Source organism: Metabacillus niabensis, from assembly GCF_902829255.1.
In the GTDB taxonomy this organism is placed as follows: Bacteria; Bacillota; Bacilli; order Bacillales; family Bacillaceae; genus Metabacillus; species Metabacillus niabensis.
The window spans coordinates 1-15,579 of sequence record NZ_CADEPK010000300.1 but is presented as its reverse complement, the minus strand read 5'-3'; the positions used below and the strand labels follow the sequence as shown (position 1 = coordinate 15,579).

The following is a 15,579-nucleotide window of genomic DNA, read 5'->3' as shown; positions in this document are numbered from 1 at the left end:
AGAGGGCGTTTTCCTATTTTTTATGCCACAGCTTGTTTATGAAATTCTTAGAAAAGACAATTTGTACTGTAATGGAGATAGGAGGTTTTTGAAATGAAGATGGGGAAAATAATGTTGATTGCTCTTCTATCTTTTTTTGTTTTTATGTCCGGTTGTGCAAAGGATGAAGTTGTTCCAATGACAGACCAATCCGCAGCTGGAGAAAAGGCTTCAGAGGAAAATGTAGCCGATACTCAGGATAAAGAGGAGCAGGCCGATAAAAAAGCTGAATCAAAGCAAACGGATGCGGCGAATAATATAGAAGAAAAGCAGGAGACTGATGGGGAAGCAAAAGATGATTCAGCCGGCACTCAAAAGTCTGTGGAAAATACAGAACCATCATCAAATACGAAAAAGAACGAAACGATAAATACAGCACCAAAAACTTCAACAAACACGAACGAGACAACAGGTAAGGAAAATACAGCGACACCAAATAAATCAACAACAAATAACACAGCTTCAAATAATACAACGACAAATAGCGCGGATCAATCAACAAAGAAGACGCCAACGACTAAACCAACTGAAGAGAAACAACCGACTAAACAACCGACTAAGCCTGCAGCTACACCTAATAAGCAGCAAACAACACCAACTCAGAAGGCAGAACCAAAACAGACGGTAACTGTATCAGTAGTTAGTGATACTGGGACAATTTTGTCACCTACAAAGGTTGAAATAAAAGAAGGGCAAACAGTAATAGATGTAACGCTAGCCATTCTTAAGCAAAGAGGAATTCAAGTTAGTGTTACTGGGAGTGGTTCTTCAGCTTATGTGGAAGGGATAAATAACCTATATGAATTTGATAAAGGACCTTTAAGTGGCTGGATGGTTAAAAAGAATGGTGTGAAATTAACGAGAAGTTCAGGTGCAGTCCAAGTGAAAAATGGGGATACAGTACAATGGATTTATACGACGAATTATGTAGAGGATGAAAAGTAATGTCTAGAGGGGTTCATGCTTTCCACCCTTTTGTACTTTTTTTATATTATGTTGGGGCAGCAGCACTGGTTATGCTTTATAAGCATCCGGTGTTTTTGCTTGTTGGCGCAATTATTTTTATTTTATTTAATTATCAATTAGATAAAGGGAAAGCGTTAAAAAATTGGTTTAAGATGCTAATCATCCTGACCGGCTTTTTTTTACTTATAAATCCACTTATTAATCATCGCGGAACACATATTTTGTTTTATTTCCATCATAACCCGATTATGCTTGAGGCGGTAATCCAGGGTCTTATTTTGGCATTGTCCATTTTTACTCTTATCGTTTTGTTTGCCTCGTATAATCATGTGATAACCGCAGATAAATTTTTATTTTTATTTGCAAAATGGTTACCACAATGGGCATTGCTGACAATGCTTTCGATGAGGTTTGTCCCTCTATTACGAAGACGATTGAAGGAAATTGAGGTTGTCCAAAAAGGGAAAGGCCTTTCAGTAATTGAAGGAAAGCTAAAGGAACGAGCGAAAAACGGCATCTTGCTCGTGCAAATATTGCTTACATGGTCATTGGAGGATGCGATTCAAACAGCAGATTCAATGGCGGCCAGAGGGTATGGAGTGAAAAAACGAAGTAAGTATACGCCTTATAAGCTGAAGGGGAAGGATTTGCTAGCGATCATTTACATCCTTGCACTGTTTACGATAGCGTTATTTGGTTGGTGGCTAGGTGATGGAGTGTTAAGTATTTATCCAATACTAGAAACGATGTCGATTCAAGGAAGAGAATGGTTTTATCTGTTTCTTTATTTCATATATTTAAGTTCACCGCTTTTAATTGAAGGAAGGGAGGGGATACGATGGCATTTTTGGAAGCGAAGCATGTAAGCTTTACATATCCTGATGAAAAGAAGCGTGTTGTAAATGATCTTTCGTTTACGATTCAACAAGGTGAGTTTATTGTATTATGTGGGCCATCTGGAAGCGGAAAATCTACCTTACTAAGGCTAATCAAACGAGAAATTGCTCCACACGGTACGATAGAAGGAGAGTTTTTCCTTGAAGGACAAGCTTTATCGACGGCATCGGCAGAGCAGATGGCACAAAATATTGGAATGGTTTTTCAAGATCCGGAAAATCAAATTGTCATGGATAATGTGTTACAGGAGCTGATTTTTGGCCTGGAGAATATGGGAGCATCGACGGAGGAAATGAGAAAGCGTGTTGCAGAAATTGTTCATTTCTTCGGGCTAGAAGGCTTGCTAAATCGCAAAACACATGAGTTATCAGGTGGACAGAAGCAATTGGTTAACTTAGCCTCTGTCTTATTGCTAGAGCCTAAATTGTTATTGCTTGATGAGCCGACATCACAATTAGATCCGGTAGCAGCAAGAGAATTTATCGGCATGCTGCAAACGATGAATGAAGAGTTTGGGATAACTGTCATAATTGCAGAGCATCGGTTGGAGGAGCTTTTCGGGATTGCCGATCGAACGATAGTCTTAGTTGAGGGTGAAATTGCTGCATTTGATCACCCGAGAGAGGTAATCAGCAGCCTTGCTCAAAACAGAAATCATCCGTTATATCCTTATTTACCAAGTCCAGCAAGATTATATATTGAGCATTCAAAGGTGATCCAGAATGAACTGATTCCATTGTCGGTAAAGGAAGGTAAGAGCTGGCTTAAGAAGCACAAGGTTGAAGCAGTAACAGTGCCTAACATAGCAAAAAGGTTTTCAGAGGAACTGTTGAAATTAAAGGATATTGATTTTCAATATGATAAGGATACTGCGAAAATTCTTGATCGGTTATCGTTAACAGTCTATCAAGGAGAATGGCTTTCAATTGTTGGGGCAAATGGGACTGGAAAATCAACATTATTAAAAATTATGGCAGGTCTTGAAAAGGCGCAGTGTGGCTCAGTCTATTATCAAGGGAAAAAGAGAAAAAGACAGTTACCAACTGAAATTGGCTATCTCCCACAAAACCCAAAGCTGTTTTTTGTACAGGATACAATTGAGTCCGAATGGCTAGAGATTATAAAGCTTCAGCAACTTGAAAAGGGAAAAGCGGAAATTGAACGGTTAGCTGATGTTTTTCAGCTTCACCATATTAAGCATCACCATCCATACGATGTAAGTGGAGGAGAAATGCAGAAAGCCGCACTTGCAGGGGTGCTTTTAGCAAAACCAAAGCTTCTCCTTGTTGATGAGCCGACAAAAGGTCTTGATCCAGAGGCAAAGTTAAGATTTGGCGATTTATTAAAGTCATTACAGAATGAGGGCTTAACAATTGTCATGGTAACACATGATATTGAATTCGCCGCAAAATATGCAACAAGATGTGCAATGATGTTCCAAGGGTCCATTACAACTGCAGCGGCAGCAAAGGACTTTTTTCAGGGAAATGCATTTTATACAACTGTACTCAATCGGATGACGAGAGGAAGCGATGTACCGAGTGTATTAACGGTAGAGGAGGCAAAGGAATATTGGCGCGTACACGAGTAATCCTTATTTCGAGCATTGTCATTATTGGCTGCCTTCTTATTTTGACACCACTTCTTGTTAACAGGCATTTTTTGCTAGTAAGTGGAATCATCACTTTATTAACGTTTCTCCCTTTTGTTATTCGCTTTGAGAAAAGGCGTGTCACTGGGAGAGAGCTTGTCATGCTAGCGGTATTAGCTGCAATTGCTGCAGTAAGCCGTGTACCATTTGCCGCGATCCCCAGTGTGCAGCCTACATCATTTGTCATCATCATGACGGGACTTGTCTTTGGAGCAGAAAGTGGCTTTGTTGTTGGGGCGCTTGCTGCATTAGTATCTAATTTGTTTTTAGGGCAAGGTCCTTGGACACCTTGGCAAATGTATTCATGGGGAATGCTCGGTTTGGTTGCGGGATTTTTACGGAATACATCGTTTATGCAAAGGACATATGGAAGAGTTATTTATGGATTTACCTCTGGAATAGTATATGGTTGGATTATGAATTTATGGTATGTCGTAAGTCTCGGCGATAATTTTCGTTTAGAGGAAGTCATTAAGTATTATGCGGCAAGCATTTATTTTGATTTAGCTCATGCTGTCTCTAATGCGTTTTTTATCATTGTTTTTGCAAATAGCTGGATAAAAATATTGCAGCGGTTTAGAAAAAAATACGGTTTGCTTGAATAAGTGTTTGTCACTTTATGTGTGACGAACACTTTTTTCATTTTGGTGATGTGTATGAACAGTGTTATTTTTTAAGCCATGTTAATAGGAACGGAAACGTAAAGTAAGCATTGAAGAAAAAAATCTTAAGCAAAAAAAGGTTTTTATCGGATTTTGTCAAAATTTTATATAGGTATTTCAAACAACGAAAGCGGTGGGGGAGCATGAATTTAACAACAGAGGAAAAGTTAGTTCGATATCTAGAGCAGTATGAACACGAATTTATTAAAATTTGGCAGGAAACGATTATATTAGAGGATGAAGATATAAACAAGAATGAAATCGTCAAACGAAATGGACTGGCTATGTATAGCTTGCTAAAAAAGGTATTACTTGAATCTGTTTCCGAAGAAGCAATGAAGGAGCTTGCGTATAGGGTAGCGGAGGATCGCGTGTTAATCAGCAGGAACATTGGAGAACTTGTCTATAATGTAAACGTGGGGAGACGTCTAGTATTATCAGCTTTTATGAAGTCTGGACTATCTCATAATGAGTTACATAGAGTAATTGAAAAAGTAAATCTTCACTTTGATCAATTTTGTTACCATGCTGTAACGAGATACGCCGAAATAAAAGATCGTGAACTAAAAAAGAAAATGGTCTTTGTCAATCAATCTCATCAGGATCGGTTAACACTTCTTGGTCAAATGTCCTCAAGCTTTGTACACGAGTTTCGAAATCCACTTACTGCGGTCATGGGCTTTATGAAGCTGTTGAAGCTAGAAAACCCCTCGTTGAAATATATGGAAACCATCGAACATGAATTAGATCAATTAAATTTTCGGATCACACAATTTCTTCATGTTTCAAGGTTAGAAAATGTTGTGAACCATCCAGAAGAAATTCGAATAGAGGAGCTTCTTAACGAAATTTTATCCTTTTTATACCCAAGCATTGTAGATGCTGATGTTGAGATAAATACGGAAATTGATCCAGCCTGTATGATTTTTGCTGTTAAAGACGAAATTAAACAAGTGCTAGTAAATATCATTCTAAATTCAATAGATGCAATAAAGGAACGATCAGCAAAAGGGGTTATATCGATAAAAAGTGACAAAAAGGATGATGTAATCATCTTTTCGATTACAAACAATGGACCAAAAATTCCAGATGAGAGGAGAGAGGCGATCTTTGAACCTTTTTACACGACGAAAAGGATTGGAACAGGGATCGGGCTCTACGTTTGTAAGACGATAATCGAAAAACATAATGGAACGATTTTATGTGAATCAAATGATAAGTTTACATCCTTTATCATTCGCCTCCCAATAGCTGATAGAAAAAGCTAGAACAGATAAAGTCGATATTTTTTGAAAATTACCGTTTTTTATTATTTATCTTTTTCCTCCTTTCATGTATACTAACTATGGTAACAATTGTTCACTTTGTGTTGAACGGAATTTCTGTGTAAGGGAGGTTACGTCGAATGAAAATAGGTTTAGTTCATTTAGGTTTGGCTTCAGCAGGTACAAGTCTAATCGTTCGTCCTCTTATTGACGGATTGGCTAAACAAGGGGAAACGGTTTTTGGGCTTGAATATAATAAATTTTCAAAAAGAATTGAACTTAATGATTTGACGGTAAAGAATTCGACTAGTCAGTTAAGTTCGCATCGAAATGTATTGACTAGCTTCCCAATCGAGGCTTGGAATGAACATACGAAGGAAATTTCCGAGGAGCTATCTGCCTTAGATAAAATTATCGTATTAGGTGGAAATGAAGCGAAAAATATTTCCTTTACAGCAAATCACTTGTATGTTCCGGTCAGTATTTTTAATAATATTAAGGGCAACCAATTTACGCTTGGATATGATACAGCGTTAAATTCAATTGTCGAATGTATTGAAAGTGTTAGAGATACAGCGAGCTCTTTATTATACGGGAAGGTTCGATTATTTAATATCCAAATCCCAGGTCAAGGTATATCAGCATTATTAACGAATTCAGCGCTAGCTGTTGAGGCAGAGGTTGTTGACAACGTTAGTGAGGAAAAAATTGCACAATTAAAAGAGCATATTCGCAACAAAGAAGCAAATGATGAGACATATACGTTTTTCCTAATGAATGAATCAGTCGATCCGAATGCATTGGCTGTACATTTTCAGGATTTTGACCTAGACTGGAAGGTGGTTGAAATTGAAGAGTCACAATGTGGTGGACCATATCCAACTGCTATTGATCGTCTTTTAGCAAATCAATTAAAAAAGGCAGTCTTAGAATGGACTTTATCAAATCAGCCATCAGGACAATTGCTAATTCAGGAAGGTCGCGTCTTATTTGATGAGGCAGTTAAGGTAAACTAATTACTGCTAGTCAAAAAAATGTAATTAACGGAGGGAAATGAAAATGAGTGAATTAACACAAACAGAAAAATTATCAATTGAAACAATTCGTACATTGTCAATTGATGCAATTGAAAAAGCAAACTCTGGTCACCCAGGTATGCCGATGGGTGCAGCACCAATGGCGTATACTTTATGGACAAAATTTATGAACGTTAATCCATCAAATCCAAGCTGGTTTAACCGTGATCGCTTTGTCCTTTCTGCAGGCCATGGTTCTATGCTTCTATATAGCCTATTGCATTTAACTGGTTATGACGTATCTATGGATGATTTAAAATCATTTAGACAATGGGGAAGTAAAACTCCTGGACACCCAGAATTCGGTCACACTGCTGGTGTTGATGCAACAACTGGTCCACTTGGACAAGGGATTGCAATGGCAGTCGGTATGGCAATGGCAGAACGTCATTTAGCTGAAACTTACAACAAGCCTTCTTATAATGTTGTTGACCACTTTACATATGCAATTTGCGGAGATGGTGATTTGATGGAAGGTATTTCATCTGAAGCAGCATCTTTAGCAGGGCATTTAAAGCTTGGTCGTCTCGTTGTTCTTTACGATTCAAATGATATTTCTCTAGATGGAGATTTACATAAATCCTTCTCTGAAAATGTTGAACAACGTTTCACAGCACAAGGATGGCAAGTAATTCGCGTTGAAGATGGAAACGACTTGAACGAAATTTCAAAAGCAATTGAACAAGCTCAACAAGAATTAGACAAACCAACTTTAATTGAAGTAAGAACAACTATCGGTTATGGTTCTCCAAACAAAGCTGGTAAATCTGCTTCTCACGGTTCTCCACTTGGTGCAGAGGAAATTAAATTAACTAAAGAAGCTTACAACTGGACCTTTGAAGAGGATTTCTATGTACCAGAAGAAGTATATGAGCACTTCAAGAAAACAGTTAAAGAAGCAGGACAAGCAAAAGAAAATGAATGGAATGAATTAGTTGCTGCATATAGCAAAGAATATCCTGAACTAGGAAAACAATTCCAAACAGCAATTAGCGGTGAGCTTCCAGAAGGCTGGGATAAGGACATTCCAGTTTATGAGGAAGGTTCAAGTCTTGCATCACGTGCTTCTTCAGGTGAAGTATTAAACGGAATTGCAAAAAATCTTCCATCATTCTTTGGTGGTTCAGCTGACTTAGCAGGATCAAATAAAACGACAATTAACGGTGCTGGAGATTATGCAAGAGACAACTATGGCGGACGTAATATCTGGTTCGGCGTACGTGAATTTGCGATGGGTGCAGCATTAAATGGTATGGCTTTACACGGTGGCTTACATGTATTCGGTGGAACCTTCTTTGTTTTCTCTGATTACTTACGTCCAGCTATTCGCCTGGCAGCATTAATGAATCTACCAGTAACATATGTATTTACACATGATAGTATTGCGGTTGGTGAGGATGGTCCTACACATGAGCCAATCGAACAGCTTGCTTCATTACGTGCAATGCCAAATCTTTCTGTTGTTCGTCCGGCAGATGGTAATGAAACTGCTGCAGCTTGGAAATCAGCAATTGAATCAACATCAACTCCAACTGCATTAGTATTAACTCGTCAAAACTTAAAAACAATTAAAGGTACAAAAGAAACTGCGTATGAAGGCGTTCAAAAGGGTGCTTACGTTGTATCACCTGCTAAAAAGGAAACAGCAGATGTTCTCCTTCTTGCTTCTGGTTCAGAAGTTGGCTTAGCGATTGAAGCGCAAGAAGTTTTAGCTGGTGAAGGAATCGATGCAGCAGTAGTAAGTATGCCTGCATGGGATCGCTTCGAGGCACAATCAGAAGAATACAAACGTTCTGTATTACCAAAAGAAGTGAAGAAACGTTTAGCAATTGAAATGGCTTCTCCACTAGGATGGGATCGCTATACTGGTGATGAAGGAGACATTTTAGCAATCAATACATTTGGTGCATCTGCTCCAGAAAAACGTATTTTAGCTGAATATGGCTTCACAGTTGAGAACGTTGTTGCTCGTGTGAAAAAACTTATTCAAGGATAAGCAAAATATCGAGGCTGACTTTATTTAAATGTAGTCAGCCTCTTCTTTTCACATGATAATGCATCATGAAGCAAGGCTTTTTTCGTAAAGATTATTGTTTATAGCAAGTGCTTAGTTTAAATAATTGTTGGTTAGAGTGAAAGGCATGAGTCTCCTGTGGGAGAAGCGGTACAAGGGGAACCAATAGGAGCTATAATGACAAGGATGCTCCCCATGTTCGTCCGTGGAAAGAGAATGCCTGCAACGAGAAATCAACCTAGGTTACTGTAAATAAACTTGCAAGCAACAAGGGATGCGAAAACAGCAAAAACAAATAAAATAGGTGCTGTATAAATGGAAAAAGAAAAGCTTACAAAAATCATTGAAGTTGCTAGACTCTATTACCAATTAGATTACAGTCAGCAGGAGATAGCTAAAAAACTAGATGTATCTAGACCAACTGTTTCCAGGTTATTAAAACAAGCTAAAGATACAGGCATCGTTGAAGTGAAAATTCATAATCCTGTTGAAGCAGGTGAGGTTCTGACTGAACGGCTTAAAGAAAAGTTCGGACTTAAGGAAGTCATTATTGCCTCAGTTTCAGAATATGACCATACATTAATTAAACGACATCTAGGTGAGGTTGCTGCTAGCTATTTAAATAAAGTTGTAAAAGATGACGATTTAATCGCTACTTCATGGGGAACAACAGTGTATGAATTAGCTACAAAACTTAAGCCGAAGCCAGTTAAAAATACTAAGGTTGTCCAATTAAATGGTGGAGTAAGTCATTCTGAAACAAAAACATATGCTTCAGAAATCATTCATTTATTTGGAGAAGCATTTAATACCCAAACGTTTTTGTTACCGTTACCAGCAATTGTTGATCATATTGTTGTCAAGCAGGCTATAGAGGCTGACCGCCATATTCATAAAATACTAAAATTGGGTAAACAGGCAAATATAGCGGTTTTCAGCGTAGGGACACCTGTTGTTGATTCGGTTCTATTACAGGCAGAATATTTTTCAAAGGAAGAGCAGCATTTAATTCAATCAAAGGCGGTTGGAGAAATTTGTTCAAGGTTTTTTGATAAAAATGGGGAAATTTGTGTAGAGAATTTAAATAACCGCACAATTGGAATTGAACTTGATGAGCTTTCTAAAAAGGAAAAATCAATTCTTGTCGCAGGCGGTTCTAAAAAGGTAAAGGCGATTTACGGAGCGTTAAAGGGAAAGTATGCGAATGTATTAATAACAGATGAACAAACAGCTAGCTTACTAATTGAAATGGATTATTAAAAAAGTCATAAAGGGTATATATACACCTATATGACTTTTTTTGTTAATAAAAGTATAAACAGTTATACTTAGTATTTGTGCATTTTAAATGCGCCTAGAAGTTAGGAAACTTTTAATTGAACTAAGAAAACCGATCCACTATTCGGAAAAAAAGGAGGACAAACATTATGAGATTAACAGGTAAAAAGGTGTTAAGCTTTGTTCATGATGAGTTTGAGGATTTAGAGTTATGGTATCCGATTCATCGTTTACGTGAGGAAGGTGCAATTGTGCATTTAGCCGGTGAAGATGCAAATGTAAAGTATATCGGTAAATATGGTGTTCCAGCTACATCAGACTATGCCTTTTCAGATGTTTCTGCAAATGATTATGACGCTTTGCTTGTGCCTGGGGGTTGGGCACCAGATAAGATTCGTCGCTTCGAAGAGGTGCTTGAATTTGTGCAACAGATGGATGAACAGAAAAAGCCGATTGGTCAAATTTGCCATGCTGGATGGGTACTAATTTCGGCAAAAATGTTATCAGGTCGGAACGTCACAAGTACACCAGGTATTAAAGATGATATGGAAAATGCCGGGGCGATTTGGCATGATGAAGCAGTTGTAGTTGATGGTCATCTTGTTTCAAGCAGACGTCCACCAGATTTGCCAGATTATATGAGGGAATTCATCCGTGTATTAGAAGATAGAAAATAAACAATTAAAGCGGACGCTTGGAGTGAATATTTAGATTCAATTCCAAGCGTTTTGTATGAAGGCTATTGTGCAGTGAGCTCGGTAGCGATGCCTCTTCTATATTCTTAGTTTTCTAGATTAGCCCTGAAATTTAAAAGGATTACCTCATCGTCAATTCAGCCATTCAACTGTTTTCCATACTACAGTTGAAATAAAGAGTGCCTGCCCAATGCCAAATGTGAAGCCTGTAAGAAAACGGATTGAATTTGAGCTTTTTCGCCAATTCCAACGTTGAGTGAAACCGTCGATTAACATTGGGACAGCCATCAGGATAGAAACCCAAATGGGGATTGATAGAGCAGCAAAAACTGCAATTGGAGTAAATATATAGCCGAGTAAGATGGCGAAGCACCTTGTGCACAAGGACATCGGTTTGCCGTTTATATGTAAACATCTTTCAGGGATTCGATGACATGGAATCATCTCAATAAGCTCTCTCACTACTATCCACCTCTATATTAATTTGAGCAGTCTGGAGTACAATCACAATCAGGGCCGCGATCACAATCCATTTTTTTGAAAGTCTTAACATTTGAACAGTCCATACTGACGCAATCACAGGTCCAATCCGTATATCCTTCGTTAGATTTCTTTTTTTGTTTCGCTTTTCTTTTTTTATAATAGTTGCTAAAGAAATAATAAAAATTTCCTCCAGCTAATAACATTCCACCGCCAATTAAATAGGAAGAATGAAAGATTAAGACAATACCAGTTAAAAGCAAGCTCATTAAAGTTGTTAACATCATAAAAAACATCAGACTTCTCTCCTCTCACTAGTATCTCATGCTGCTATGTTCTATTTTAAACATAAATAGTCAAAAGTTAAGTACTGTTAACGAAAAAATATTGAGTAATTTAAAGGACTAAAGTGAAATACGTCTGAAGTCGTAGATGCTTTTACAGCTTAAGGCAATTATAGCCTCCAGTTTTTCCAATTAAAATAATGACAGGTTAGCAAGAAAACATTAAATGGAAAAATTGGAAGGAGCTTAAGAACATGTCTTGGTTTACAAAATGGTCTTTTAAGAACAAAGCAGCTGTAACTTTACTGTCCATGCTTATTTTAGTTATGGGGGTATTAAGCTATTTCAGATTGCCGATGGAGTTTTTGCCATCAGCAGATCAACCATTCATCTCAGTTGTTACAGTTGGTGAAGGCTTAGATACAAAGATGATGGAGGAGCAAGTAACAACGCCAATTGAGAAGGCAGTAAATAGTGTAAATGGAAAAACGAATGTCTTTTCAACAACAGGTGATGGCTATTCCTCAATTGATATTAATTTTGAATCAACGATTGATAAGAAGGAAGCAAAGCGAGAAATTGAGGAAGCACTTGCGAATGTGACCCTTCCAGCAAATGTTTCAAAGCCAAATGTTGTTCAACTTAATACATCAATGATCCCGATCTCATATATTGCTTTAACCTTTGATGAAGGAGTGACGCCAAAAACAATAGAATATGCAGAGGAAGAAATCGTTCCATATTATAAGGATATCGCTGGTGTAGCAGACATTCAAATGAATGGAAAAATTCCATCGTACATTTCAGTGAAGTTAGATGAAAAGAAAATGGCTGAGAAGCAGGTCACAATGGAAAGTGTCATGACTCTCCTTCAAGGACAAAATCTTGCAACAGCTGTTGGAGAAAAAGAGATTGATGGTAAAACAGCAAATATAAAAGTAATTGGTGATGTGAATACATTAGAGAAGCTACAAAACACTGAGGTCATACCAGCTGTACCACTTAAGGATATAGCAGGCGTGTCTGTCGAAAAGCAGGATAAGACATTAACAAAGTTAAATGGTAAGGACGGATTTGTTTTAATTGCAACAAAAGATAGCCATTCAAACGCTGTATCCATTAGTAAGGAAATTGAAAAAGTATCTGATGAAATAAATGAAAAATATGACAATCTTGAGGCAAATGTGATTTTAGCAACGTCTGATTCTGTTGAGTCCTCTGTCCACAGTATGATTAAGGAAGTATTGTTAGGTGCTCTATTTGCAACAATTGTTATTATGATATTCCTACGTAACCTACGCTCAACATTAATTACAATCGTATCAATTCCGTTATCTTTAGGGTTTACTCTGTTTTTATTGTCACAATCAGGTGTAACCTTAAATATTTTAACACTCGGTGGAGTAGCCGTCGCAGTTGGCCGTTTAGTCGATGATAGTATCGTCGTCATTGAAAATATTTTCCGTCGTTCCCAAACAGAAAAATTTTCAGTTGCAATGGTAATTGATGCAACAAAAGAGGTTGGAAAAGCGATTACTGCTTCTACCTTAACAACAGTTGCTGTATTCTTACCGATGGGTCTGTTAAATGGTAGTCTACAAGATTTCCTATTACCATTTGCGTTAACAATTACCTACTCATTATTAGCTTCGTTAATTGTTGCGATTACAGTCGTGCCTGTCATGAGTGCTGGATTACTTAAACATGCAAAAATTAAAGAGCATCAGCCATCAGTTAAATTTGCAAAAATGTTAACATGGTCATTAAATCATAAATGGGTTGTATTGCTTACTGCATTTATTGTATTTGCTGGCTCAGTCGGTGCTTATTTAGTCTTACCTAAGGGATCTGTAAATAAAACGAAACCAGATTATGTTTATGTTGGCTTAACTTATCCAAATGAGACACCTATTGAAACGGTAAAAACAGGTGCTGAAAAACTAGAGGAATTTGTATTAGCGCAAGATGGGGTAAAAAATGTTTACCTTCAAGTAGGAAATGATCAAGATGCAGCTAAATATGGTGGTGTAGGTAATCCAACAGAGGCACAAATTTTGACTACCCTCGAAAAAGATGTAGATAGTAAAGAAGTTGTTAAAAAGATAAATTCCCAAAAGGATGAATATAAAAATGCAACACTAGAAGCTACAGAGGCTTCTCTCATGGGTGGTGGAGCAACCTCCATTACAATCGATGTTGTCGGTGATAATCTTGACGAACTAATTACTGTTTCTGAAAAGGTTCGGGCTGAGATTAAGGATATTGATGGCATTGAAAAAGTAAGCACAAATCAAGAAGAAACGAAGGTTGTTTACTCATTTGCAGTCAATCCGAGTGTTGCGAAGGCTGACCAAATTTCTAGTCAAGCAGCTGTCATGCTGAACCAAACACCACTTGGAATGATTGAGATGAATAACATCCAAACAGCAGTTATGCTTGAACCATTATATAATCCTGAAACTGAAAAGGACTTGTCAAATGTACCAATTATGACCGAAACAGGGATGACACCGATTTCGAAAGTTGCGAAGCTTGAAAGGAATGAAGAGCCGACAAGCTCATTCCATAAAGATGGTGAACAATATATTCGAGTCACAGCAACCATTGAGCCAGAAAAACTTTCAGCCATCTCAAGTGAAGTCAATCAAAAGATATTTGGTGATGGGGAAAAGGATGGCATAGAAATCCCGGATAATACTGAGGTTTTAATCGGAGGAGCAAGTGTTGACCAAGCAAGCGATTTTAATGATTTATTTATGACGATGCTAGCTTCAATTGGGATTGTGTTCTTAATTATGCTTATTACATTCAAAACGATGCGTGCCCCAATTGCGATTCTTTTCTCATTACCACTCGCGGCAATCGGTGCAATTTTAGGTATTATCATCAGTGGCATTACCGTTGACGTTACGACATTATTAGGCGCATTAATGTTAATCGGAATCGTTGTCACAAATGCGATTGTATTACTTGATCGAGTCAAACAAAATGAAGAAACAATGATTATCCGTGATGCCCTTGTAGAAGCAGCATCTGTAAGAATGCGTCCAATTATTATGACAGCAGTTGCGACAATAAGTGCAATGCTCCCGTTACTTTTCAAGGAAGCTGAAGCGGGTAACCTTGTATCTTCAAGCTTAGCAGTAGTTGTTATTGGAGGATTAAGTGTCGCAACTGTGTTGACCTTAGTCGTCATTCCGGTCATTTATGAGCTGTTACATTTCAAAAAGGCGAAGAAGCAAAGATTAGCGAAAGAGAATGTAAATGAAACAATAGCAAGTTAACAATAGGAAAAGGACCAGTAGCCTATTATCAAGGATACTGGTCCTTTCCTATTAAAAAGTTACTTTCCGTAAATTTGTTCTTACGTTACGTATCCATCTTTTATTATCGTTTTTGCAATCGTTTCCTTTATAACTGGAATTGGAGCAAAAGTTTTGTTGGAGCTTGCACCTTTTTAGTATTGATATTTGTTTTTATTAGACATTGAAGAACGAGAACGTGATTATGATATATAGGAAGTAAGTTATATTTTAGCCGAAACATATAAAAATACTTCCCCGCAATTTACTTATGTCTTAAAATTAATGTTTAAGAAAAAAACTACTTTATTAAAACATCTCCATTAAGATAGATGTAGTACATTAATTTATAATCTATATATCCTACTTCGTTATAGACTACATACATTCCAATTACTAACTATAAAAAATAGTAAAATATCACTATTTTTTTCGGGATTTTAAAGAAAATATAGGAGAATTATAGTATAATTGGAAGCGAATACATATGTAACTCCTGTACTAGTGTTGGATTTTTTCAAGAATAGATTGTTAGTAGAGGATTTAAGAGACTCCTTCGAAGAGTTGCAATGAAGGAGGACGTAAAACTAGTTCAAAATATTAAGAGAGTATGACTCTTATGTTTTACTTGCAAAGGTAAATCAAAGAAATATATATAAAGCAGCAAAGTTTAAGAAACATCGTTTCATTTTAATATGGGGATATTGAAATTTATTCAGGTAGGGGGAAATAGGTTTGCGTACAAGAAAACAACCAAAACAGAAACCAGCAATAAGTAAGAAACGACAAAAAGATCGAAAGAATCAATTTAAGCTTCCTCAACTATTTGTTGGGATGACATTAAAATCAAGAATAATTTTGTTTTTGCTATTATTTACACTTATTCCTAGTTTGATTATTGGTAATGTTGTTTATTTTGTTTCATCAGCTACGATTGAAAATAAAGTATCAAATATGAACGATGAAATAG

13 protein-coding genes are annotated in these 15,579 nt (G+C 37.1%); 11 read left to right on the top strand and 2 right to left on the bottom strand.

The features are described from left to right. Positions 1-93 precede the first annotated feature (93 nt). The 9 genes from HU235_RS17435 (at position 94) to HU235_RS17395 (ending at position 10,525) form a co-directional block, all read left to right on the top strand. Positions 94-984: a DUF4430 domain-containing protein gene (locus HU235_RS17435; RefSeq protein WP_095297309.1), complete on the top strand. Its 891-nt coding sequence runs from the start codon at positions 94-96 to the stop codon at positions 982-984. Next, entirely contained in the window at positions 984-1,871 is an 888-nt protein-coding gene (locus HU235_RS17430) for an energy-coupling factor transporter transmembrane component T (RefSeq protein ID WP_174881036.1), read from the top strand. The genes HU235_RS17435 and HU235_RS17430 overlap by 1 nt, the downstream gene beginning before the upstream one ends. After that, positions 1,844-3,493, top strand: a complete 1,650-nt coding sequence (locus HU235_RS17425; RefSeq protein ID WP_174881035.1) for an ABC transporter ATP-binding protein — start codon at positions 1,844-1,846, stop codon at positions 3,491-3,493. The genes HU235_RS17430 and HU235_RS17425 overlap by 28 nt, the downstream gene beginning before the upstream one ends. Then, complete coding sequence (locus HU235_RS17420) at positions 3,475-4,158, top strand: ECF transporter S component (protein ID WP_145581362.1); 684 nt, start codon at positions 3,475-3,477, stop codon at positions 4,156-4,158. Before HU235_RS17425 ends, HU235_RS17420 begins: the two co-directional genes overlap by 19 nt. A 200-nt stretch (positions 4,159-4,358) precedes the next feature. Next, positions 4,359-5,483, top strand: a complete 1,125-nt coding sequence (locus HU235_RS17415; protein WP_095297317.1) for a histidine kinase N-terminal domain-containing protein — start codon at positions 4,359-4,361, stop codon at positions 5,481-5,483. Positions 5,484-5,620: 137 nt separating this feature from the next. Continuing rightward, positions 5,621-6,496 (top strand): 6-phosphofructokinase, encoded by an 876-nt coding sequence (locus tag HU235_RS17410; protein WP_174881034.1) that lies wholly within the window; start codon positions 5,621-5,623, stop codon positions 6,494-6,496. 43 nt (positions 6,497-6,539) lie between these two features. Continuing rightward, positions 6,540-8,552, top strand: coding sequence for a transketolase (tkt, locus tag HU235_RS17405; protein WP_174881033.1), 2,013 nt, complete (start codon positions 6,540-6,542; stop codon positions 8,550-8,552). A gap of 333 nt (positions 8,553-8,885) precedes the next feature. Beyond that, positions 8,886-9,830: a sugar-binding transcriptional regulator gene (locus HU235_RS17400; RefSeq protein ID WP_095297323.1), complete on the top strand. Its 945-nt coding sequence runs from the start codon at positions 8,886-8,888 to the stop codon at positions 9,828-9,830. 167 nt (positions 9,831-9,997) lie between these two features. Further along, positions 9,998-10,525 carry a type 1 glutamine amidotransferase domain-containing protein gene (locus tag HU235_RS17395; RefSeq protein ID WP_095297325.1) on the top strand — a complete coding sequence of 176 codons (528 nt, stop codon included), beginning with the start codon at positions 9,998-10,000 and terminating at the stop codon, positions 10,523-10,525. Positions 10,526-10,675: 150 nt separating this feature from the next. On the opposite strand, the gene HU235_RS17390 is transcribed toward HU235_RS17395, so the two are convergent. After that, entirely contained in the window at positions 10,676-11,005 is a 330-nt protein-coding gene (locus tag HU235_RS17390) for a DUF2085 domain-containing protein (RefSeq protein ID WP_174881032.1), read from the bottom strand. A gap of 17 nt (positions 11,006-11,022) precedes the next feature. Continuing rightward, on the bottom strand, positions 11,023-11,319 hold the full coding sequence (locus HU235_RS17385; RefSeq protein ID WP_095297329.1) for a hypothetical protein: 297 nt from the start codon (positions 11,317-11,319) through the stop codon (positions 11,023-11,025). Positions 11,320-11,561: 242 nt separating this feature from the next. Here HU235_RS17385 and HU235_RS17380 point away from each other — a divergent pair, with 242 nt between their 5' ends. Continuing rightward, positions 11,562-14,591, top strand: coding sequence for an efflux RND transporter permease subunit (locus HU235_RS17380; RefSeq protein WP_174881031.1), 3,030 nt, complete (start codon positions 11,562-11,564; stop codon positions 14,589-14,591). Between the two features lie 753 nt (positions 14,592-15,344). After that, on the top strand, positions 15,345-15,579 hold a 235-nt coding region (locus tag HU235_RS17375), incomplete at its 3' end, for a hypothetical protein (protein ID WP_217451455.1).